Annotated in this window: 19 protein-coding genes and 1 tRNA gene; 9 read left to right on the forward strand and 11 right to left on the reverse strand. The window is 67.3% G+C overall.

The genetic code is table 11. From position 1 onward, the window contains the following. Positions 1-149: 149 nt before the first annotated feature. Positions 150-1,316: an aromatic ring-hydroxylating oxygenase subunit alpha gene (locus AC5JBD_RS03045; RefSeq protein WP_495720287.1), complete on the forward strand. Its 1,167-nt coding sequence runs from the start codon at positions 150-152 to the stop codon at positions 1,314-1,316. Here the strand turns inward: AC5JBD_RS03045 and AC5JBD_RS03050 are convergent. The 4 genes from AC5JBD_RS03050 to AC5JBD_RS03065 all read right to left on the reverse strand — a co-directional run bounded on the left by AC5JBD_RS03050 (position 1,261) and on the right by AC5JBD_RS03065 (position 5,021). Beyond that, a complete protein-coding gene (locus tag AC5JBD_RS03050) occupies positions 1,261-2,619 on the reverse strand; it encodes an amino acid permease (protein ID WP_495720288.1) in 1,359 nt (452 codons plus the stop codon). The two genes, AC5JBD_RS03045 and AC5JBD_RS03050, sit on opposite strands and share 56 nt — an antisense overlap. A 100-nt stretch (positions 2,620-2,719) precedes the next feature. Next, a tRNA-Leu gene (locus AC5JBD_RS03055) sits at positions 2,720-2,806 on the reverse strand. Between the two features lie 263 nt (positions 2,807-3,069). Continuing rightward, a complete protein-coding gene (locus AC5JBD_RS03060; RefSeq protein ID WP_495720289.1) occupies positions 3,070-4,173 on the reverse strand; it encodes a 6-phosphofructokinase in 1,104 nt (367 codons plus the stop codon). A 41-nt stretch (positions 4,174-4,214) separates the two neighbouring features. Next, positions 4,215-5,021, reverse strand: a complete 807-nt coding sequence (locus AC5JBD_RS03065; RefSeq protein WP_495720290.1) for an MJ0042-type zinc finger domain-containing protein — start codon at positions 5,019-5,021, stop codon at positions 4,215-4,217. A gap of 138 nt (positions 5,022-5,159) precedes the next feature. On the opposite strand from AC5JBD_RS03065, the gene ftsE reads away from it, so the two are divergent. From ftsE to AC5JBD_RS03090, 5 genes are read left to right on the forward strand one after another with little or no spacing between them, the layout of a single operon-like run. Then, positions 5,160-5,876: a cell division ATP-binding protein FtsE gene (gene ftsE / locus AC5JBD_RS03070; RefSeq protein WP_495721174.1), complete on the forward strand. Its 717-nt coding sequence runs from the start codon at positions 5,160-5,162 to the stop codon at positions 5,874-5,876. Then, positions 5,873-6,769: a cell division protein FtsX gene (locus AC5JBD_RS03075; protein WP_495720291.1), complete on the forward strand. Its 897-nt coding sequence runs from the start codon at positions 5,873-5,875 to the stop codon at positions 6,767-6,769. The genes ftsE and AC5JBD_RS03075 overlap by 4 nt, the downstream gene beginning before the upstream one ends. Next, positions 6,766-7,293: a YdcF family protein gene (locus AC5JBD_RS03080; protein ID WP_495720292.1), complete on the forward strand. Its 528-nt coding sequence runs from the start codon at positions 6,766-6,768 to the stop codon at positions 7,291-7,293. Before AC5JBD_RS03075 ends, AC5JBD_RS03080 begins: the two co-directional genes overlap by 4 nt. Continuing rightward, complete coding sequence (locus AC5JBD_RS03085) at positions 7,293-7,985, forward strand: lysophospholipid acyltransferase family protein (RefSeq protein WP_495720293.1); 693 nt, start codon at positions 7,293-7,295, stop codon at positions 7,983-7,985. Before AC5JBD_RS03080 ends, AC5JBD_RS03085 begins: the two co-directional genes overlap by 1 nt. Then, positions 7,982-9,049, forward strand: coding sequence for a beta-N-acetylglucosaminidase domain-containing protein (locus AC5JBD_RS03090; protein WP_495720294.1), 1,068 nt, complete (start codon positions 7,982-7,984; stop codon positions 9,047-9,049). The genes AC5JBD_RS03085 and AC5JBD_RS03090 overlap by 4 nt, the downstream gene beginning before the upstream one ends. Here AC5JBD_RS03090 and pheT read toward each other — a convergent pair whose 3' ends face one another. From pheT to AC5JBD_RS03115, 5 genes are all read right to left on the reverse strand, one after another. Then, positions 9,050-11,425: a phenylalanine--tRNA ligase subunit beta gene (gene pheT, locus AC5JBD_RS03095; protein WP_495720295.1), complete on the reverse strand. Its 2,376-nt coding sequence runs from the start codon at positions 11,423-11,425 to the stop codon at positions 9,050-9,052. Further along, positions 11,422-12,492 carry a phenylalanine--tRNA ligase subunit alpha gene (gene pheS, locus AC5JBD_RS03100; RefSeq protein ID WP_495720296.1) on the reverse strand — a complete coding sequence of 357 codons (1,071 nt, stop codon included), beginning with the start codon at positions 12,490-12,492 and terminating at the stop codon, positions 11,422-11,424. The genes pheT and pheS overlap by 4 nt, the downstream gene beginning before the upstream one ends. A gap of 40 nt (positions 12,493-12,532) precedes the next feature. Continuing rightward, complete coding sequence (locus tag AC5JBD_RS03105; RefSeq protein ID WP_495720297.1) at positions 12,533-13,051, reverse strand: PilZ domain-containing protein; 519 nt, start codon at positions 13,049-13,051, stop codon at positions 12,533-12,535. Between the two features lie 139 nt (positions 13,052-13,190). Then, complete coding sequence (locus tag AC5JBD_RS03110; protein ID WP_495720298.1) at positions 13,191-14,342, reverse strand: caspase family protein; 1,152 nt, start codon at positions 14,340-14,342, stop codon at positions 13,191-13,193. A 43-nt stretch (positions 14,343-14,385) separates the two neighbouring features. Continuing rightward, positions 14,386-15,795, reverse strand: coding sequence for a helix-turn-helix domain-containing protein (locus tag AC5JBD_RS03115; protein WP_495720299.1), 1,410 nt, complete (start codon positions 15,793-15,795; stop codon positions 14,386-14,388). Between the two features lie 133 nt (positions 15,796-15,928). Here AC5JBD_RS03115 and aceA point away from each other — a divergent pair, with 133 nt between their 5' ends. The 3 genes from aceA to AC5JBD_RS03130 all read left to right on the forward strand — a co-directional run bounded on the left by aceA (position 15,929) and on the right by AC5JBD_RS03130 (position 17,929). After that, positions 15,929-17,215, forward strand: coding sequence for an isocitrate lyase (aceA, locus tag AC5JBD_RS03120; protein ID WP_495720300.1), 1,287 nt, complete (start codon positions 15,929-15,931; stop codon positions 17,213-17,215). Between the two features lie 11 nt (positions 17,216-17,226). Continuing rightward, entirely contained in the window at positions 17,227-17,424 is a 198-nt protein-coding gene (locus AC5JBD_RS03125; RefSeq protein ID WP_495720301.1) for a DUF4170 domain-containing protein, read from the forward strand. Positions 17,425-17,518: 94 nt separating this feature from the next. Next, positions 17,519-17,929 carry a low affinity iron permease family protein gene (locus AC5JBD_RS03130; RefSeq protein WP_495720302.1) on the forward strand — a complete coding sequence of 137 codons (411 nt, stop codon included), beginning with the start codon at positions 17,519-17,521 and terminating at the stop codon, positions 17,927-17,929. Between the two features lie 3 nt (positions 17,930-17,932). Here AC5JBD_RS03130 and AC5JBD_RS03135 read toward each other — a convergent pair whose 3' ends face one another. Beyond that, positions 17,933-19,768 carry an autotransporter domain-containing protein gene (locus tag AC5JBD_RS03135; protein ID WP_495720303.1) on the reverse strand — a complete coding sequence of 612 codons (1,836 nt, stop codon included), beginning with the start codon at positions 19,766-19,768 and terminating at the stop codon, positions 17,933-17,935. 124 nt (positions 19,769-19,892) lie between these two features. After that, positions 19,893-21,197, reverse strand: coding sequence for a M20/M25/M40 family metallo-hydrolase (locus AC5JBD_RS03140; RefSeq protein WP_495720304.1), 1,305 nt, complete (start codon positions 21,195-21,197; stop codon positions 19,893-19,895). Between the last annotated feature and the right edge of the window lie 22 nt (positions 21,198-21,219).

The raw sequence follows: 21,219 nt of genomic DNA on the forward strand, positions 1-21,219 counted from the left end.
AAGGTTCGCCGAACGGGCGAGGAAGCTTTACTGGCCATGGCGGTTAACGATTAGGGCCAGTGGGGCAGTGTCACAAGAGTCGCCCGTGTAGCGGGTCGCGTCGGCCAAGTCGTCTGGCGCGACTTTCGTGCCTGAGCTAGGATGAGGCCATGGCCACAGTGACGCCGCTGAAGCTGCCGGAGAAGGATCCGGACGAGGATCTGAGCCTGCCCGGCTGGCTCTATCACGACCCCGAATTCCACGCCCTCGAGATGGAACGGGTGATGCGACCCTCCTGGCAGATCGTCTGCCATGTGAGCGACGTCGCCGCGCCGGGCGACTGGCGCACGCTCGACTTCCTCGACGAGAGCGTGATCGTGGTTCGCGGCCAAGACGATGTCGTCCGCGCCTTCGCCAACGTCTGCCGCCACCGCGGCTCGCGGCTGGTGGATGGCGATGCCGGCTGCGCCAGGCGGCTGGTCTGCCCCTATCACGCCTGGAGCTACGGTCTCGACGGGCGGCTGATGGGCATCCCCGGCCGCGACGATTATCCCGGCCTCGCGCCCGAGCGGCTGCGCCTCAAGGTGATCGAGCAGGAGATCTGGCGCGGCTTCGTCTTCGTCCGGCTGCAAGGCGGCGGACCGTCGGTGGCCGAGATGATGGCCCCCTACGAAGCCGAGGTGGAGCCCTACCGCTTCGAGGAGCTGACCGCGCTCGGCCGCGTCACGCTGCGGCCGCGGCCGGTCAACTGGAAGAATGTCGCCGACAACTATTCAGACGGGCTGCACATCCCCGTCGCGCATCCGGGCCTGACCCGGCTGTTCGGCCGCGGCTATACCGTCGAGGCAGAGGCGCATGTCGACCGCATGACGGGCGATCTCATCGAGCGGCCCTCCGCCAACCCTTCAGAGCGCCTCTACCAGCATTATCTGCCGCGCGTGGAACACCTTCCCGAGCAGGCGCAGCGCCGCTGGCTCTATCTCAAGCTATGGCCGAACGTCGCCCTCGACATCTATCCCGACCAGGTGGATTTCATGCAGTTCATCCCCGTCTCCCCGACCGAGACGATGATCCGCGAGATCGGCTACGTCCTCCCCGACGACCGCCGCGAGATGCGGGCGGTCCGCTACCTCAACTGGCGCATCAACCGGCGCGTCAACGCCGAGGACGCGGCGCTGATCGCACGGGTCCAGAAGGGCATGCAATCGCCGAGCTACACGCCCGGGCCGCTCGGCCGGAGCGAGGTCTCGCTGCGCAGCTTCGCGCGCAAGCTCCGCCGCCTCATTCCGGAGGCGCGGCTGGAGCGGTCGCCGGCGCCGGGCTGGAGCCGCGGCTGAATCGCATTGCCAGATAGACCGGAATGCCGCTGAGGAGCAGCAATGCACCCCAGCCGGTTGCCTCCACGCCCGCCCCGTAGAGCGTCCAGACGCTGTAGATCGTCCCGGCGACTGCCGCGAGCAGAAGCGCCGCCGTGCGAGTCATGCGGCCCGCGCCCTGGAGCCGGAGCGCCGCAAGCGAGCAGGAGAGATAGGCGACCAGCGAAGCGGCGGTGGAGAGCAGGGCCATGAAAGTGAACAGGCTCGCCATCGAGCGGCTCTGATTGAGCAGCAGTAAGGCGGTCACCAGGCCGCTGGAGACGAGATGCGCCCGCACGGGGGCGCCTGAGGCGGCGCGTCTGGCGAACCAGCTCGGGAATACCCCGTCGCGAGCGAGCGCCACCGGCATTTCGCCCTGGATCAGCACCCAGCCGTTCAGCGCCCCCAATGCGCTGATCGCCGCAAACAGGGCGACGAAGGATGCCGGGCCCGCGCCCCAGTAGCGGCCGATAAAGTCGGCGAACGGCGCATTCGAGCTCGCTGCCTGCTCCGCAGGCAGCAGCAGGGCGACGCCCGAGCAGGCGATCAGGTAGATGAGGCCGGTCGCCAACGTGCCGATCATCGTCGCGCGCGGGATCGTCTTGCCCGGGTCCCGAATGTGCCCGGCCGGGATGGTTGCGGACTCGAAGCCCACCATTGCCCACAAGGTCAGTGCGGCCGTGGCCGTGATCCCGGCCCAGCTCACCTCCACCGGCGGCAGCGGAGGCGGCGACCCGCCGCCGCCGGTCGCGGCGATGCCGAGCGTCAATGCGATCGCTGCGACAAGCGGCAGGAGCTTCAGTACCGTTGTGGCGAGCTGCACCTCGCCCGCGCCTTTGACGCTGAGGCAGTTGATCAGGGTGAACGCCCAGACGAAACCAATTGCCGCCAGGCCGGGCGCCGCGGCGAGCCCCGGCAGGAAGTGGCTGAGATAGCTGACCGCCGCTACTGCGATCGTGGCGTTCGCCGTCCACACCGAGATCCAGTAGCTCCACGCCACCGCGAAACCCGGCACCGGCCCGAACGCCTCACGCGTATAGGCATAAGGCCCGCCCGCCCGCGGGAAATTACGGGCGAGGTTCGCGAACACGAAGGCGAGGCAAAGCGCGCCGGCGATCGTCACCGCCCATCCGAAGATGGCATTCCAGCCGTAGGGAGCGAGCGACGCCGGCAGCAGGAACACGCCGGAGCCGATCATATTGCCCATCACCAGCGCCAAGCAGATCCAGAAGCCGAAGGAACGGCGGGGCTGCGGCTCAGGCGAGGACGTATCCACGTCCTTCACCTACAGAAAAGGACCGTCACGCTGAACTTGTTTCGGGAGAGAGCCGGACCTCCGGCGGATGATTGATCTGGGATCGTCACCGGACGATCCAGATCAATCATGGTGCGGTCGAGAAGACTCGAACTTCCACGTCCTTTCGGACACAACGACCTCAACGTTGCGCGTCTACCAGTTCCGCCACGACCGCACGTGTGAATGAACCCGGATGATGGCCCGGGTCCGGCAGAGCGGCGCCTCTAACAGAGCCACCGCTCGCACGCAACGGCACAGATAGAGCGCTCTGACGCCGATCTCAAACCGTCCCTGGCACCAGGATCAGCGCTCGCATGCGCTGATAGGCGCGCATAGAGAATGCCGTCCCCTGGGGGCAGCGTCAGCAGGGGTCCGGCTTGGCGTCGCATTCAATCGCGATCCTGTCATTCCCGCGGGAGCGGGCCAAGAGCCGCGGACTCAATAGAGGAACATGGGCATCCCCTCGACGCGCATCAGCCGCGCGCGATAGGCCGAGGCGTCGTAGAGGCCGGTCACATCGACTGATTTGTGGCCCTGGAGCAGGGTGTCGATGGGCACGTGGCAGTAATTGCCGTCTTTCAGCGCCACCATCCTTCTCCGCTCGCCGCGCTGGAGGAGCTGGACGGCGAGCGCGCCAAAGGCGAAGCCGACCATCCGGTCCATCGCGTCGGGCTCACCGGCGCGCATCAGATAAGCGAGCTCTTGGACCACGGTGCCGCAGCCGATGCGCTTGCCGATTGCCCTGCCGAGCCTCTGCCCGACGCCGGCGTCGCTGCGCTCGACCGCCGGCCTCGACAGTTCGTCCTCCTGCGCCTCGCCCTGGATCGAGGCGCCCTCGGAGATCACGCACATTGCGTAGCTGGCGGGATTGCTGGCGATATCCTCCGCCAGCAGCGGCATCAGCACCTCGAGATCGGCTGGCACTTCGGCGATGATGGTGCGGTCGACTTGGGCAAGGAAGCCGGCAAGCAGGGCAGTTTCTCCGCTCCTTCGGCCGAACAGTTCGATAATTCCGATCCGCTCGTGACTCTCGACGGTAGTGCGGAGCGCGTTGATCGCCTCGACCGAGCGGCTGACGGCAGTCGAGAAACCGATGCAGTAATCAGTGCCGAAGACGTCATTGTCCATCGTCTTAGGGACGGAAACGACCGGCACGCCGCGGCCGGCAAGATGCGCGGAGAAGCGCAGGGTGCCGTCACCGCCCAGCGTAATCATGGCGTCGATGCCGAGCGCTTCCAGCACGTGTAGCACCTGATCGGTGCGGTCGCCTTCGTCGCGGGTGCGCGGATCGACGCGGGAGGTGTGGAGGATGGTGCCGCCCATCCGGTCGATGCCGCGCACGCCTTCGCGCGTCAGCTTCAGGCTGTGGGCGGCGATGGTGGCGGGATCGCGTGGATCAATCTCGAGAAAGCCTTGCCAGCCGCGGCGGAAGCCCACCACTTCCCAGCCGAGATCGTCGGCATTGAGGGTGACGGAGCGGATGCAGGCGTTGAGCCCCGGCACGTCGCCGCCACCGGTAAGGATGCCGATGCGCTTGATCATGCAGGGCCGCCTAGCATCGCGGCGCCCGTTTCACCAAATTGTCAGGAGAGCCGGCCGAACTTCACGCTGAGCGCGTGGGCGGTGCGGGGAACGTCCACCTCGGCGCTGTTGAAGCTCGCGCTCTGGCCCGGCTGGAGCTCCGAGACCGGTGCCGAAATCGCCCAATTGTAGACGACCCGGCCCTGCTCGTCGCGCAGCAGCGCCTGGATCTGCGGCACGCGCTGCACCTGATCGGTCGGGTTCAGGATGCGGCCGGAGAGCGCGAACAGCTCGTTGCCGCTCTCCATCATCCGGCGTTCCGGCTTGCGGGTCAGCTCGAGCACCAGCGGCGTCGCGGCCGGCGCCGTGGCGGCGGCTCCGCCCATCGTGGGCAGGCCGAAATAGGAAATGGCGGCGGTCGCGGACAGCATCAGCACCGCCGCGCCGGCGGCAATGGCCGTCCACATCTTGGCCGGGTTGCGGCGCGGCCGGAACGGGGGTTCATGAGCGAAGGTGTTGTAATCGGCCTCGGCCGCGGTCGCGCGCCGCTCGGGGCCGATATAGTCCCGGGTCGGTCGCGACGGCGTCGGCGGCTGGTCCTCGATGGCCGGAGCCGGAGCGGCCGCCGGCTGGGGCGGTGCGTCGGCGACAGGCGTGGCTGCAGACGCACGCGGCGCCTCGGCCCACGCCGTACGCGGCGGCGGCGCGCCACCGGCCATGGCGAGTTCCGGCTCCCGCGCCTCGGCCGTCGCCGGTTCCTGGAACCAGCTCGTCTTGCAGGCGGCGCAACGGACCTGTCGGCCGTTCGCGCCGACGGCGCTGTCCGGAACCACATATCGTGTGTCGCAGGCGGGACAGGAAAGGATCATCGCGAAAGCACAGGCCCCCTATTGGTGCATGGTGAATCTAAGCACGTGAAAGGCCGTTCTTGCAAGCAATTGCCACGCTTTACGCACAGGGTTTCGCCATGCCATGGCTGGCGCGGGGCAGTTTGAGCGGAGGCGGGTCTGAACGCCCAGGGAAGCATCGTCCAGTTCGAGAATGTGGGGCTGCGATACGGCACCGGGGCGGAGACGCTTTCGGACCTCACTTTCTCGCTGCGCGAGGGCGGATTCTACTTCCTGACCGGGCCGTCCGGTGCGGGCAAGACGTCGCTCTTGAAGCTGCTCTATTGCGCCCAGCGGCCGAGCCGCGGCCTCATCAAATTGTTCGGCGAGGACATCGTGACGATGTCGCGCAAGCGCCTGCCGGGGTTCCGGCGGCGGATCGGCGTGGTTTTCCAGGATTTCCGGCTGGTCCGGCACCTCTCCGTGTTCGACAATGTCGCGCTGCCGCTGCGCGTCGCTGGCGTCGAGGACCGTGACCTCATGACGCCAGTCACCGAGATGCTGAACTGGGTCGGCCTCGGCCACCGCTCCACGGCGCGCCCCGCGACATTGTCCGGCGGCGAGCAGCAGCGCGTTGCCATCGCGCGTGCCGTCATCGCGCGGCCCGAATTGCTGGTCGCCGACGAGCCGACCGGCAACGTCGACCCCGAAATGGCCGCCCGCCTGCTCCATCTGTTCGATGCGCTCAATAAGCTCGGCACGACCGTGGTGGTCGCCACCCACGACATCCACCTCATCGCCCGCATCGCGCGGTCGGAAATGCTGCGGCTCGACAAGGGCCAGATCTCCGACCCCACCGGCGCCCTCCGCCACCCGCCGCGCAAGCCCGGCCGGTGAAGGCGAACCAGCGAAAGTTCGGCTCCGCCGACCGCGGCCTGCTGCCGGAGGGGCGGCTGACCGGGCCGATGCCCTGGGTGCTGGCGATCATGATGTTCCTGACCGTGCTGGCTGCCGCTGCAGGGCTGGGGCTCGGCAACGCGGCCAAGAGCCTGGACGCGGAGATCGGCAACCGCATCACGGTGCAGATCGTCGAGGCCAATCCCGATTTCCGCGAGGCGCAGGCGCGGATCGCCACCGCGGAGCTCCGCAAGCTTGCCGGCATCCTTTCGGTGCGCCGCCTCGGCGACGAGGAGATGGAGGCCCTGCTCGAGCCTTGGCTGGGCGAGGGAGGTCTGGAAGCCGACCTGCCGATCCCTGTAATGATCGATGCAGAACTGACGCCCGAAGCCTATGGCCGCCTCGACGTCATCCGTGCCGCGGTGCGGGAGGTGGCGCCGTCGGCGCGGGTCGACGACAACGCGCAGTGGCTGGCGCCGCTCGCCAAGCTGATCGATGCGCTGGAGCTGCTCGCCGGCGGGCTGGTGGTGCTGATGGTCGGTGCGACCGCGGCCACCGTGGTGCTGGCGGCGCGGGCGGCGCTCGATACCCATCGGAGCACGATCGAAGTCCTGCACCTGATGGGCGCCACCGACGTGCAGGTGGCGCGGCTGTTCCAGCGCAGGATTGCGCTCGATGCGCTTTTCGGCGGCTTTGTCGGCCTGGTCGCGGCGTCCCTGGTGCTGCTGGTGATCGGCAATCGCGTCGGTGCGCTCGGCTCCGAGCTGCTCGGTTCGGCCGGTCTGCCGCTGGTCAGCTGGTTGATTCTGATCGCGCTGCCGATCGGGGGCGTCGTGCTCGCGACATTGGTTGCCCGGACCACGATTTTGCGGGCATTGGGCAGGCTTCTATGATCACGCGTATCCTCTCGCTCCTGCTGTTGCTCTATGTGCTCGGCTACGCGCTCTTCGTGGTGTTGCTGCCGCAGGCCGGAGACGAGCGGCGGACGGACGCGATCGTCGTCCTGACCGGCGGCGCCAAGCGGCTGGAACGCGGCCTCGACCTTCTCGAGCGCGGCAAGGCCGAGCGCATGCTGATCTCCGGCGTCGAACGCACCGTGCGGCCGATCGAGCTCGCGACGCGCTACGGCAAGGACGAGCAATTGTTCGACTGCTGCATCGACCTTGGCCGGGAGTCGGTCGACACCCGCTCCAACGCCGAGGAGACCGCCAGCTGGATCGCGCGCCACAAGTTCAAGAGCGTGCGGCTGGTGACCACCGACTGGCACATGCCGCGTGCGAGCTTCGAGCTGAGGCGCGAGACCGAGGGGCTGGACGTCCTCACCGACGCCATCCAGAGCCGGCCGAGCTTCCGCACCCTGTTCCTCGAATATAACAAATATCTGCTGCGCCAGGCTGCCGCGCTCGTCGGCATCTGATGAACCTGATCCGCTCGACGCTGTTCGCACTCTTCTTCTATCCCGGCACGGTGGTGGCCGTGCTGGCCGGCTTCGTGGCGATCGCGATCAGGCGCGAGGTGCTGATCGACGCCACATATCGTTGGGCGCGCTACCATCGCTGGTGCGCCAGAGTGTTCCTCGGGATACGCACGCATGTCGAAGGCACGATGCCGCGCGGCGCCGTCTTGGTCGCCGCCAAGCACCAGTCGATGTTCGAGACGATCGACTTCCTGCTGCTGCTCGACCGTCCCGCCGTGGTGATGAAGCGCGAGCTGGCGGACATGCCGGGCTGGGGCGCAATCGCCCGGCAATATGGCATCATCCCGGTCGATCGAGCGGGCGGCGCGGCCGCGCTCAGGCGGATGCTGAGGGCCGCGCAGGCTGCCGTTGCGGCCGGCCGGCCGATCCTGATCTTCCCGGAAGGGACGCGCGTCTCGCCGGGCGAGCATCCGCCGCTCCAGCCCGGCTTCGCCGGCCTCTATAAATCGCTCGGCATACCCGTCGTGCCGGTCGCGCTCGACAGCGGCAGGTTGTGGCCGCGGGGCCGCTTCGCCAAGCGCCCAGGCATCGTCACGATGCGGGTGGGTGAGGCGATCCCGCCTGGCCTCGCGCGCAGGGAGGTAGAAGCTCGCGTCCACGCCGCGATCAACGCGATGGATGACGGTCAGTGACGCCCGAGCTCGGCATCATCGAGGGGTTCTTCGGCCGCCCGTGGAGCTGGGACGAGCGGCGCGAAGTAGTCCGCACGCTCGCCCCTCACGATTATCGTTTCTACCTCTATGCACCGAAGGCCGACGCCTTTCTCCGCCGCCAGTGGCAGGAACTGCACCCGGATGAAGAGCTGGCGGATATCGCTGCTTTTGCCGCTTTCTGCCGCGGGGCAGGCGTCCGCTTCGGCATCGGGCTCAGCCCATTCGAGCTCCATCTTTCCGAGGGCGCAGACGCACGAGCGACGATCCAGGCCAAGCTCGACGCGCTGTCCGGCATCGCCATCGACGATCTAGCGATCCTGTTTGACGACATGCGCGGCGACATCCCGGACCTCGCCGAGCGCCAGGCCGAGATCGTGGGGCACGCCGCCGATCATGGTCTCGCGTCACGCATTCTCTGTTGCCCGAGCTATTATTCGGACGATCCGGTATTGGATCGCGCCTTCGGACAGCGGCCAGCCGACTATTTGGAGGATTTGGGGCGCCTGCTCGATCCGGCGATAGAGATCATGTGGACCGGCGAGGAAGTCTGCGCACGCGAGATTTCGCCCCACCATCTGCAGCACATCGCCGAACAGATGGGGCGCAAGCCCTTCCTGTGGGACAATTACCCCGTCAACGACGGGCCGCGCATGTCGCAGCATTTGCATCTGCGCGCCTTCACCGGCCGCCCTGCGGCGATGGGAAACCATCTCTCGGCGCATGGCGTGAACCCCGCCAGCCAGGCGATGCTGAGCCTCGTTCCGGCCGTGACGCTGGCGATGAGCTACGCGCAGGCCGGAGGCTACAGCTATGGCGCCGCCTTCGATGAAGCCGCCTCGGCACTGCTCGGCGAGCCGCTCGCCCGCCGCCTGCGCGCCGACCTGCTGACCTTCCAGGATCGCGGCCTCGACCGCATCGGTCCGCAGCGCAAGGCGGAGCTGCGCGACATCTACAGCGGCTTCGACCATCCGGCCGCGCGCGAGGTCATCGCCTGGCTCGACGGCGCCTATGAGGTGGACGATCAGCTCGTCCAGACGCAGTGATCAGGCCCTGAGCTCCGCCCCCAGCTTGGCGGCGGCGGCGACGATGCGACCGGAGATCGCCTCCAGCTCGTCATGGCTGAAGCTCTTCTCGCCCGGCTGCAGCGTCACCTCGATGGCGAGCGACTTCCGCCCCTCCGGCACGCCTTGGCCGGTGAAAACGTCGAACAGGCTGACACCGATGATGGCCGACTTGTCCGCACCGCGCACCGCCCGGAGCAGCGCGTCGGCGGCCAGTTCGGCCGGCACGAGGAAGGCGAAGTCGCGCTTTACCGCCTGGAGAAGCGGCGGTGCGTAGCGCTCGCGCATGTGGCCGGTCGAACGTTTCTGGGGGAGCGCGTCGAGGTAAACCTCCGCCGCGACCACCGGTCCTGAAAGGTCGAACGCCTTCAAAGCCGCCGGATGCAGCTCTCCGAATTCGGCCAGCGCGTTCTTGGGGCCAAGGCTGAGCCGGCCGGAGCGCCCGGGGTGATACACGCCCGAGGCACCGCCGAGCGCCTGCAGATTGTCCACCGGAGCACCGGCCGCGGCGAGGATCGCCAGCGCCTCGGCCTTGGCGTCATAGGCCTCGAAGCTCCGCGCCTTCCCCGTCCGCCAATGTCGAGCGTCGCGGTCGCCGGCGAGGAGAATGCCGAGCGTCGGCCGCTCCTTGTCCGCGAGATAGCGGCGGCCGACCTCGAACAGGCGCACCCCGGTTGCTCCCCGCGCGATATTGCGGCGGGCGGCGGCGAGGAGGCCGGGCAGCAATGACGGCCGCATGAACTTCATCTCTTCGCTGATCGGATTGGCGAGCACCCACTCGCCGCCGCCGAACGGCGCCGCCTCCGCTTCCGAAACGAAGCTCCAGGTCACGGCCTCGCTCAGGCCGCGCGCGGCGGCGGTGCGCCGGACCTTGCGCTCGAGCAGCTGCTCGGGGGTCGCCGTCGGCCGTGCAACGCCCGGCGCCCGGCGAAGCGGGGTCGCGGGCACCTTGTCTATGCCTTCGATCCGGATCACTTCCTCGACGATGTCGGCCGATCCGATGACGTCACGACGCCAGGTGGGAACTTTGATTTTCCAAGGTTTTCCAGTGGTCACCCCGAAATCCAGCCGCTCCAGGATGTCGCGCTGGCGGTCCTCGTCGACCGCGAGCCCACCGAGCTCTTCCGCCCGTCGCGGGTCGTAATCGACCGTCAGCGTATCGAGCGGCGGCGCGCCCACACGCACGATCTCGGAGGCTTCACCCCCGGCGAGATCGAGCGCCATCTGGGTTGCCAGCGCAATGCCCGTCTCGACGAAGGCCGGATCCGCGCCCCGCTCGAAACGACTGCGCGCATCGGTCGCGACACCCAGCCTTTGCCCCGACCGCGCAATCCGCTCTGGATCGAAATAGGCGCATTCGATCAGGATATCGGTCGTCTCCTCGGTGACGCTCGTCGTCTCGCCGCCGATGATGCCGCCGATGCCGATCGCGCCGCTGTCGTCGGCAATGGCGGTGATCGAGGGGTCCAGGCGGTAGGTCTTGCCATTGAGGGCAAGCACCTCCTCGTCCGCCGTGCCGCGGCGGGCGCGCAAGGCGCCCTGAAGCTTGGCAAGGTCGTAGACGTGCAGCGGCCGGCCGTAGCCGATGCTGATATAATTGGTCATGTCCACAAGGGCGCTGATCGGCCGCTGGCCCACCGCATTCAGCCGCTGCTGAAGCCAGGCCGGCGAGGCGCCGTTCCTCACGCCGCGAACGACGCGTCCGAAGAAGGCGGGGCAGCCCTCCTCATCCTCGATCCGGATCTCGACCGGGCTGGGGAAGCTGCCGGGGATCTCGCGCAGTTCGATCGCCTTCAGCGTGCCGAGGCCGGCGGCGGCGAGGTCGCGGGCGATGCCGTGGACGCCCATCGCATCCTGGCGGTTGGGCGTCACGGCGACCTCGATGACCGGATCGTCCAGCCCCGCCCAGGCAGCGTAGCTGGCTCCAACCGGCGCCTCGTCGGGGAGGATGATGATGCCGTCATGCTCGTCGCCGAGCTCCAGCTCGCGCACCGAGCACATCATGCCGCGGCTTTCGACGCGGCGAATGGCAGCGACCTTCAAGGTGAGGTCGCTGCCCGGCACATAGGCGCCAGGCGCGCCGAAGACGCCCTTGATGCCGGCGCGCGCATTGGGCGCGCCGCACACGACCTGGATCTGCTCGCCCGTGCCGGCATCGACGGTCAGCACCTGGAGCTTGTCCGCCTGCGGGTGGCGCTCGGCGGTCAGCACCTGCGCGATCGTGAACGGCGCCAGCTTCGCCGCCGGATTTTCGACGCCTTCGACCTCCAGCCCGATCCGCGTCAGCGTCTCGACGATCTCGTCGAGTGAAGCGTCCGTCTCGAGATGCTCCTTCAGCCAGGATAGGGTGAACTTCATGCGCCCACTCCTCCGCTCAAAGTGGGCACGTCGAGGCTACGGAAGCCGTAGTGACGCAGCCACCTGAGATCGCCGTCGAAGAAGGCGCGCAGATCGTCCATGCCGTATTTGAGCATCGCCAGCCGGTCGATGCCGCAGCCGAAGGCGAAGCCCTGCCATTCGTCCGGATCGAGCCCGCAGGCGGCGATCACCCGCGGATGCACCATGCCGGAGCCCAAAAGCTCCATCCACCCCTCGGTGCCGCCGAGCACGCGGCGGCCGTTCACCACCGTGTAGCCGACGTCGACCTCCGCGGACGGCTCCGTAAACGGAAAATAGCTGGGCCTGAGGCGCAGCACGATGTCCTCACGCTCGAAATAGGCCTTGAGGAATGTCTCCAACGTCCATTTGAGGTGGCCGAGCGTGATTCCCTTGTCGATCACCAGACCTTCGACCTGGTGGAACATGGGCGTGTGGGTGGCGTCGCTGTCGGAGCGGTAGGTGCGACCAGGCGCGATCACGTAAATCGGTGGCTTTTGGTTCACCATCGTCCGGATTTGAACCGGAGAGGTGTGCGTACGCAGCACCTTCGCTTCCTCGCCCTCAGGCGCGCGCAGGTAGAAGGTGTCGTGCATCGCCCGCGCCGGATGGCTCTCCGGCATGTTGAGCGCGGTGAAATTATACCATTGCTCCTCAATTTCGGGCCCTGTCGCGACCGAGAAGCCGAGATCGGCGAAGATTTCAGCCAGCTCGTCCATTACTTGGCTGACTGGATGAACGCTGCCCTGCTCGCCGGTCGCGACGGGCAGCGTCATGTCGAGCGTCTCGGTCGCGAGGCGGCGTTCCAGCTCCGCCGCCTCCAGCGCCGCCTTGCGATCTGCGATTGCGGCCGTCACCTGCTCGCGCAGGCTGTGAATGCGGGGCCCCTCGGCCTGCCTCTGCTCGGGAGACATCCCGCCGAGCGTCTTCAGCAGCTGGGTGATCGCCCCCTGCTTGCCGAGTGCGGCGACGCGCTCCGTCTCCAGCGCCGGAAGGTCCGGCGCTGCCGAGATGCGCGACAATATGGCTGTGTGCGTGTCGTTCAGCATGCGCCCGCCTCTAGAGGAGGAGGGCGGCGGATTGGAAGGCTTAAGCGGGGCGGGTGAGGTCGATCAGCACCGGGCCTGTGAAGGACAGGCCGGCCAGCTCGCCCTCGGTCCAGCGGACCTTGGCCGGCACCGTGCGGCCGCCTTCGAACACAACCTCCACCTTCTGCGCGTCTTCCAGTTCGATCGGCGCGTCGCCCTTGAGGCCGCCGACGGAAATGTCATGCACTGTGAAGGCGTGCCGCTGACCGTCGACGAGCAGCTCCAGTACGCGTCCGTCACCTTCCTTGCGCTCGTAGCGGCGGCGATCAGACCAGTCGACGGGCTCGACCTGGCTGAAGCGCGGCGGCGTGCTGCCGCTCTCGCTCCAATGCGCCTCGGCGAGCGGCAGCGCCGTCCCGCAGAACGCGCATTCCGCGGTGAGGCGGCCGACATGCCATTGGGCGCGGCCGCAGCCGGGGCAGTGATTGCTTTCATTGGCGCGGAAGTGGATTTGATAGCCGCGGGCGCTCAGATCGATGCTGAAGCCGCCCTGCTCAACCTGCGCCAAGACACCGGCCATGAATTCCGCTCCCCTGATCGCCGGCATCCCCTGGGCAAGACCGGCTTGAGGATTAGCTCATACGGCCGCGTGCGTTGCGAACTCCTTACTTTTCAGGCGAAGTTTCGCCGTTAACCACCTTCCTCACGGCGAGCGAATACTAGGAGGGCGGCCGCGCCATGTCGGGGCTTGCCAGGCATCCGGTGGAATCGCCCATGCACAGGCGCAGGATCGGCCGCACCGCATCGTCCAGGAAGGTGCGCGGGATCATGAACTCGACGGCGAAGCGGCTGCCCGGCTGCCATTTCCCGGCAATGTTATAGGCGCGCTTCCTGGCGCCTTCATTGGCGACATCGGTGGTTCGAACCTGGATCCGCGTCGCCGGCGGCGTCGGCTCCCCGGAGGGCTTCTGCGTCGGATAGGTCCCTTCGACGCGATAGCGATACTGATTGCCGGCCACCGCGCGGCCGACCCTGATCTCCTGCATTCGCAGCGACGGCTGGCGCGCGATCCAGCGCTGCTCGCCGCTGATCGCAGCCGGTGCCTTACGGCGCGGAACGAAGACGTAGGGCTGGCCCGTAATGCTGGCGCTGATGAACGGGCGTTGCTGCTCGCTAGTGGCGGCGAGCACCGCATCGCGCACCAGCCCGCCGAGGAACTGCACCGGCAGGCCCGGCTCCGGCAGATATTCGGCAAGCGCGGACGCGAACGGGCTGTTCGTGCCGGTGCCGTCCGCGGCGGTCTGGCCGGGCGCCGCCGCGAAGATCACGAGTACATTGTCCACCTCGATGGCACCGAGGCCGCGGCTGACCGCTCGCACATCGTCAGGCCACGCGGCGCCGAACGGATTGTTGCGGCACGCGTCGAGCACCAGCACGCGGATGCGCGCCTTGTCGAGCGCGTCGACAACCAGGTTGGCGTCGATCGCCTGCGCCTCGAGGTCCCCCGCGCCGGTCAGCGCCGCATCGGTCGGGATCAGCCAGTTGCGCCCCTTCGCCTCGATGCCGTGCCCGGCATAATAGATTAGAGCCGCCTCCGCGCCTTCTGCCTGGGTCGCAAAGGCTTGGAGGCTGCTGCGGAAGTCGGTGGAGTTCTGGTCGGTGCGCAGCTCGACGGTCTCGAAGCCGGCGCGGCGCAGCGCGTCTCCGACGAGCCGAGCGTCATTGGCGGGATTGGCGAGCGCGGGCACTTTCTCATATTCGGCGTTGCCGATGACGAGGGCGACACGGCGCCCCGGTTGCTGCGCCTGGAGGTCGGCCCAAGACCAGCTGCAGGCGACGAGCAGCAACAGGGACCAGCGCAAGAGACGCATAGGCATCCTCCCGCTCACACTCTGCCACAGGCTCGAGCGGCCGTCAGCCTCCGAGGAACGGATAGGGCGAGATCGTCTTCTGCATCTCGTTGACCATCAGGGTCCGCCCCGCCGGCGCCGCCGCTCGCTGCGGGCAGCGCATGCGCGGGCAGATCGCGCAGGCGGGGCCGATCGGCGTCACATAAGGCTCCGACAGGTCCAGGCCCTGAGAATAAGCGAGCTTCGCCGCATATTTGACGTCGCAGCCGAGGCCGATAGCGAGCTGGCTGTTCTCGCGCGGATCGAGCCGCACGGCGCGGTCGACGGTGCGCGACATGGTGAAGAAGCGCTGCCCATCCGGCGTCTCGACGATCTGGGTGATCACCCGCTCAGGCGTGCGGAAGGCGCCGTGCAGGTTCCATCGCGGGCAGGTCCCGCCGAACCGGGAGAAGGGGAAGCTCTCGCCGGCAAAGCGCTTCGAGATGTTCCCGGCTGCATCGACCCGCAGCATGAAGAACGGCACGCCGCGCGCGCCGCTGCGGTTGAGCGTCGTCAGCCGGTGCGCGACCTGCTCGACGCTCGCCCCGAACTCCGCGCACAGCCGGTCGATATCGTAGCGATGCGCCTCGGCCGCCGCGAGGAACTGCACATAGGGCATCATGATCGCGCCGGCGGCATAATTGGCAAGGCTCATGTGCAGCAGCCGCCGCGTCGGCATGTCCGGGGGCGCCGCGGCGTCGAGCATCTTCGCCAGCAGCGGCCGGAACTCGAATAAGGCGAGCTGATAGGCGACCGCGAAGGTCCGGCTTTCTGAACGCAGCAGCGAAGACAGCATCACTCGCTTGCGGTGATAATCGTAATGCTGGCTGGTCGCCTCCAGCGTCTCGGGCGGCACGATCCTCGTGTCGACCCCGAACCCTTCCTTCAGCCGCTTGCGCAAAGCCGCGAACAGGAAGAGCGGCTCGCCCAGCGCGCCCGCCAGAGTCTCCGCCGCTTCCTCGATATAGGGAAAGTAGTTGCGTTGCGCCTGGATATGGTCACGCACCCAGTTTTCGGGCGTGACCAGGCGCTTCTCCTCGGTCGGCTCGCCGCCCTCCGGCGCCTGCCGCCGGTCGAGCAGGGCCGTGTAGAGCCGCGAGATCGCGTCTGCGACCGACGGCGCGTTCTCGGTCACCTCAAGGAGCTCGTAGCGCGGAATGCCGATGTCGGCGAACATCGGGTGGGCGAAGATCTCGGCGAGATCCTCCATGCATGTGCCCTCACCCTCGGCGGTGAGGCTCTTCAGGTCGACGTCATAAGATTGCGCGAGCCGCAGGAGCACCTGCGCCGTCACCGGCCGCTGGTTGCGCTCGAGATGGTTGAGATAGCTCGGGCTCATGCCAAGCTCCGCCGCCATCGCACTCTGGTTGATACCGAGTTCGCGCCTCAGGCGGCGCAGGCGTCCCCCCAGGAAAAGTTTTCGTTCGGCAGCCACAGGATCTGTGACATTGTCAAAGATTTACAGCCGTCGCAAGTCGCGCTGTGACACGGCGACCCTTTTCGCTGCTCCCTTGGGACTCGTTCCATTGTTCACTGGACCAATGAGAACAAGACGAACGGGGTATAGAATGACCGACTTCAGCAGCGTCGTCCCGGCTCCCGCCGACCGTTTCCAGGGGATCACCCGTCCCTATGACGAGGCGGAGGTGAAGCGGCTCCGCGGCTCGCTCCCGATCGAACACACCCTCGCCCGTCGCGGTGCCCTTAAACTCTGGGAGCTGCTCAAGAGCGAGGATTATGTGAACGCGCTCGGCGCCCTCAGCGGCAATCAGGCGATGCAGATGGTCCGCGCCGGCCTGAAGGCAATCTACCTCAGCGGCTGGCAGGTCGCCGCCGACGCCAACACCGCCGGCGCGATGTATCCCGATCAGTCGCTCTACCCCGCCAATGCCGGGCCCGAGCTCTGCAAGCGGATCAACAAGACGCTCCAGCGCGCCGACCAGATCGAGCATTCGGAAGGCGGCGCCAAGCGCGACTGGTTCGTGCCCATTGTCGCGGATGCCGAGGCCGGCTTCGGCGGCCCCCTGAACTGCTTCGAGATCATGAAGGCCTATATCGAAGCTGGCGCCGCGGGAGTGCACTTCGAGGATCAGCTCGCCTCCGAGAAGAAGTGCGGACACCTCGGCGGCAAGGTCCTGATCCCGACCCAGGCCCACATCCGCAACCTCGACGCGGCGCGGCTAGCGGCCGACGTCTGCGGCGTGCCTACCGTGCTCGTCGCCCGCACCGACGCGGAGAGCGCCAAGCTCATCACGTCCGACGTCGACGAGCGCGACCATGAGTTCCTGACCGGCGAACGCACGCCAGAAGGCTTCTTCCGCCTCAAGGAAGGGACTGGCGTCGACCATTGCATCAAGCGCGGCATCGCCTTTGCCGAGCATGCCGACCTGCTCTGGTGGGAGACCAGCCATCCCAACCTCGAGGATGCCAAGCGCTTCGCCGAGGCGATCCAGAAGGCGCATCCCGGCAAGATGATGGCGTACAATTGCTCGCCCAGCTTCAACTGGGAGGCGAAGCTCGACAAGGAGACGATCGCCAAGTTTCAGCGCGAGCTGGGCGCGATGGGCTACAAGTTCCAGTTCGTCACCCTGGCCGGCTTCCACCAGCTCAACCACGGCATGTTCGAGCTTGCCCGCGGATACAAGGACCGCGGCATGGCGGCCTATTCCGAGTTGCAGCAGGCCGAGTTCGCCTCCGAAGCGGCCGGCTATACCGCCACCCGCCACCAGCGCGAGGTCGGCACTGGCTATTTCGATCTGGTCGCGCAGGCGGTCTCCGGCGGCAACGCCTCGACCACTGCGCTGGCAGAATCGACCGAGGCCGAACAGTTCATCACCGCCATTGCAGCAGAGTAAGGAGACCCGACATGAGTACGCGTTACTGGGTGATCGGGGGGGAATATGAGGATCCGGACTTCCAGGCCCTGATCCCGGGCACCGAAAAGATGTGCGGTCCGTTCGAAAGCGAGAAGAAGGCAAAAACCGAATGGACCCGCCTCACCTGCTGCCCCGAAGGCACCACCGCCACGACCCGTTATTCAATCGCGGCGGAAAGCATCCACTGATCGGTTCGACAGCACGGCCGGGGCACTTCCCGGCCGTGCCGCACCCTTATCATGGGTTAAGCGTTACAGCTCCGGGACGATGCCGGAGTTGCGCATGGATCGCCTGTTCACAATCATCGCCACGCGGATAGCGGGCGCCGCGGGACAACCCTTTACCTTCGTCGCCGCACTCGCGCTCATCCTGCTCTGGGGCGTGAGCGGTCCGGTCTTCGGCTTTTCCGATACCTGGCAGCTGGTGATCAACACGGCGACGACGATCGTCACCTTCCTGATGGTCTTCCTGATCCAGAACAGCCAGAATCGCGACGCTGCGGCGATGCAGGCCAAGCTCGACGAACTGCTGCGGGCGCAGAAGGATGCCCGCGTCCAGTTCATCGGCATCGAGCATCTCACCGATCAACAGATCGAGGACCTCCGTGCCGCGCTCGAGCGCGAGGTCGGCAAGGATCCCGGTAAGCGCGGCACCGCCGACGATACGGTGGAACGCCTGCTCGAGCGCTACTGACCGCTAGAAGCCGAGCTTCAGCCCGACGAAGCCTGAAACCTCGTCATGCTCCGGATGCTCGACGGTGGCGCTCGCCTGCACCTGTAGCGCGACCGCCTCCGCCAGCTCGAACGACAGCCCTCCCTCCACGCGCGCATAGACGTCGTCTTCTTCCTCTTCGCTTTCGAAGCTGTTGACGATGATCGGCGACGCCGTGTTGGAATAGGCGATCGGCCGGCCGCTGCTGTCGAGCTCCTGCTCCGCGAGCAGCTTGCCATAGGGTTTGATGCCGAGCCCGCCCACTTCGGTGTCGAACTCCGCCTCCAGGCCGGCAAAGCCGACCAGCTCGCTCGCCCGCTGTCTGCCGACATCGAGCGTCAGCACTGCATCCCCGGTCTCGGTATAGCCATCGATCGTCGCGCGGGCATATTGCACGCCGATGACGGGTCCGACCTTGGCATTGCTCATGCCGAACAGGTAGCCGACCTCGCCGCCGGCGACGAGGCTGTTGCCCTCTGTCTCGGCGAAGATGTCGTCGATCACTGCGCGCCGGCGCAGGTCGTAGTCGACGAAGCCATAGCCGGCATAGGCCTGCGCGGAGGCGCCGCCGGACTCGAACTTGGCATAGCCACCGACTTGCCAGGCGTCCGCCCGGGTGCGGCCGTTGCCGCTGAGGAAGTCCGTTTCCGGGCGCGAGTAGGACAAGGCGACGCCGACCACACCCTGGCCGAAGCCGAGTTCGGCACCGGCGGCCGCGCCGATGCTGTCATAATCGTAGGCGAAGGTGGTCCGCCCGTCCGCGACGTCATGGCTGGCGCTGGTTGCGACCAGGAAGAAAGAGAGCGGCTTGTCGCTCTCGCTGAGGTCGAGCCGGCCGCTCATGAATTGGCCGAAGCCGCTCGCGGTGGAGAGGCCGAGGTCGGTCTGCGCCTCGAAGGTGAGCGGCGCCTCCAGCTGGGCGAGTGCATATTGGCCGACGATCTCGAACCCGCGCGAGGTGAGGTGGAGCTGGTCGACGTAGAAGAAGTAGCGGTCGAGCAGCTCGGGGTTGGTGGTGACGCAGCTTGTCGGGCAGGCGCCGGTCCCCAGCAGGTTGAACGCGGACGGATTGGCCTCCAACGCATCGCCGATGCGATTAAGATCGAGGTAATTCACCGTCACGCCCTGCGCGGCATAGCCCGCCAGCGCCTGCTGGACGATGCCGTTATAGGCGGCCGAGTAGGCCGATCCGACCGCCGCGATCGGCAGTCCGCGCACCTCTGGCAGCCGGCCGACATCGCCGCCCAGCACCGTCATGTTGCGGGCGCCGGCACCAACCAGCAGGTTGAGATTGCGGATCGCATCCCCCGCCGCGAGCTGCGCCTGCGCCGGCACGCCCGCCTGCAGCGTCGCGATCTGCGCCGCAGTCGGGTTGACGCCAAGGCTGCGCTCATAGGCGCGGGCATCGTTGGCGCCGATGTTAAGGACCAGCAGATCGTTTGGCCCGAAGCTGCCCGACGAACGCGGGAAGGCGGCCGGACCGCCGCCGGCGAGGAAGGACTGCACCTGCAGGTCGAAGGCCTGCACGGTCGGCAGGTTGGTGTTCGCCGCCCGGGCGACGGCGCCGCCGATGCCGTAATTGAGCACCGGCACGTTCAGCGCCTGCGCCATCGTGTCGATCAGATTGGTGCCGTTCGAGAAGCGCCCGTTGGGGTAGACCGCCGGCCGCGGCGTGCCTGTCAGTTCGAATACATTGCCGTCGTCGATATAACTGTCGCCGAACGCGAGGATGCGGTCGACCCGCTGCGCCTGGACGGCGACCGGCAGAAGCAGCGCAGCTGACGCTACGGCACACAGGAACTTTGCGGACTTACGCGACATGATTATCCCCCTCCAGGCACGGCCTGCTGCCTGCAGGCCACTGTAATGCCGACATATTTGCCGGAAATTCGCTTACTAACAAGCCGGTAAGCGGGACCTGGAAGCGAAGTTGCGCCGAGCCGAGTCAGGGCCGCTCGCGGGCCAGGCGCGACATCAGGATCGCCGCCCGTTTCGCCTGGCGGGCGATGCTCGGGATATCCACCGTCTCGCGCGGCGCGTGCGACCGCTCGCCGGCCGGGCCTAGGCCGACCAGCCCGTCCACATCCTCCGCCACGAAGCCGATGTCGCCAGCGCCGCGGCGGAGCGGGTCGACCGCCTCCATCTGCGGCAGCCCCATGTCCTTGTTGACCACGTTGAGCTTGGCGAGGAGGGCGCGATTGCCCTCCGTCGGCGCCATCGCGGGATAGGTATCCGGATCGAAGATGATCTCGGCGCTCGTGCCGGGCAGGTGCCGCGTCACGATCTCCCGCATCTTCGCGCGCACCCGTTCATCCTGCTCGCGGGAGAGGACGCGGATGTCCCCGCGGGCGATGGCGGTCTCGGGAATGATGTTGGTCTTGCCGGTCGCGGTCGCGCGGATCTTGTCGGCGTCGAGCGCCGCGGTGGTGCCGCCAGCGATCAGGCCGACATTGAAGGTGAGGTTCGGCTCCGGCAGCTCGCTCCGGAAGGCGGCGATGATCCGCGACAGCTCGTAGATCGCGCCATTGCCGGAACCGGCGCTGAAGATGCCGCTCGAATGGCCGGTGCGGCCGGTCGCGCGCACTTCCCATCCGCCGGAGCTGCGCCGGGCGATCGCACCCATGTCGCGCCCGTCCTGCTGCGAGAGGCCCTCGAAATCGAGCGCGACGTCGGCGCGCTTGCCGGCGTCGACCAGATCACGGCGGGCAATCTCGATGGGCAGTCCGTTATCTTCCTCGTCGCCGGTCAGCACGATCTCGATGTCGGCGTCCTTCAGCGTGCCAGCCGCCTGCATCGCTCTGAGCGCCGCGACCATGACCACCATGCCGCCTTTGTCGTCGCCGATGCCGGGTCCCTCCGCCTCGGTGGGGCTCTTGCGGGTGAAGCGCTGGAAGGGCGAGTCCGGCTCGAAGACCGTGTCTAGATGGCCGATCAGCAGCATCTTCTTGCCGCGGCCGTTGCCCTTGTGAGTGGCGACGATGTGTCCTGCGCGGCCGGCCTCGGTCATAGGCACCCAGCGCACCTCGAAGCCCAAAGGCTCCAGCTCCGAGCGCATCATCCGCCCCACCGCCTCGACGCCGGGGAGGTTCAGCGACCCGCTATTCTGATTCACCAGCCGCTCGAGCAGGGCTATCGACCGCTCCTGCTCGCGATCCACGATCTGGATCATCCGCTGCTCGGGTGCGCTGAGGCGCGCCTCGGCGGCGGCTGGCACGGCAAGGGCGAGGCAGAGCAGGGCGACAAGCTTCATCGACATCTCCTTTGTCGGGAGA

This window comes from Allosphingosinicella sp., from assembly GCF_059502505.1.

What these genes read in the sequence shown, in the direction of transcription:
- AC5JBD_RS03080 (WP_495720292.1), top strand. Translation starts at nt 6,766, where the DNA reads ATGATCACGCGTATCCTCTCGCTCCTGCTGTTGCTCTATGTGCTCGGC.
- AC5JBD_RS03045 (WP_495720287.1), top strand. Translation starts at nt 150, where the DNA reads ATGGCCACAGTGACGCCGCTGAAGCTGCCGGAGAAGGATCCGGACGAG.
- AC5JBD_RS03140 (WP_495720304.1), bottom strand. Translation starts at nt 21,197, where the DNA reads ATGAAGCTTGTCGCCCTGCTCTGCCTCGCCCTTGCCGTGCCAGCCGCC.
- AC5JBD_RS03085 (WP_495720293.1), top strand. Translation starts at nt 7,293, where the DNA reads ATGAACCTGATCCGCTCGACGCTGTTCGCACTCTTCTTCTATCCCGGC.
- pheS (WP_495720296.1), bottom strand. Translation starts at nt 12,492, where the DNA reads ATGCTGAACGACACGCACACAGCCATATTGTCGCGCATCTCGGCAGCG.
- AC5JBD_RS03125 (WP_495720301.1), top strand. Translation starts at nt 17,227, where the DNA reads ATGAGTACGCGTTACTGGGTGATCGGGGGGGAATATGAGGATCCGGAC.
- AC5JBD_RS03110 (WP_495720298.1), bottom strand. Translation starts at nt 14,342, where the DNA reads ATGCGTCTCTTGCGCTGGTCCCTGTTGCTGCTCGTCGCCTGCAGCTGG.
- AC5JBD_RS03135 (WP_495720303.1), bottom strand. Translation starts at nt 19,768, where the DNA reads ATGTCGCGTAAGTCCGCAAAGTTCCTGTGTGCCGTAGCGTCAGCTGCG.
- aceA (WP_495720300.1), top strand. Translation starts at nt 15,929, where the DNA reads ATGACCGACTTCAGCAGCGTCGTCCCGGCTCCCGCCGACCGTTTCCAG.
- AC5JBD_RS03130 (WP_495720302.1), top strand. Translation starts at nt 17,519, where the DNA reads ATGGATCGCCTGTTCACAATCATCGCCACGCGGATAGCGGGCGCCGCG.
- AC5JBD_RS03060 (WP_495720289.1), bottom strand. Translation starts at nt 4,173, where the DNA reads ATGATCAAGCGCATCGGCATCCTTACCGGTGGCGGCGACGTGCCGGGG.
- AC5JBD_RS03065 (WP_495720290.1), bottom strand. Translation starts at nt 5,021, where the DNA reads ATGATCCTTTCCTGTCCCGCCTGCGACACACGATATGTGGTTCCGGAC.
- pheT (WP_495720295.1), bottom strand. Translation starts at nt 11,425, where the DNA reads ATGAAGTTCACCCTATCCTGGCTGAAGGAGCATCTCGAGACGGACGCT.
- AC5JBD_RS03105 (WP_495720297.1), bottom strand. Translation starts at nt 13,051, where the DNA reads ATGGCCGGTGTCTTGGCGCAGGTTGAGCAGGGCGGCTTCAGCATCGAT.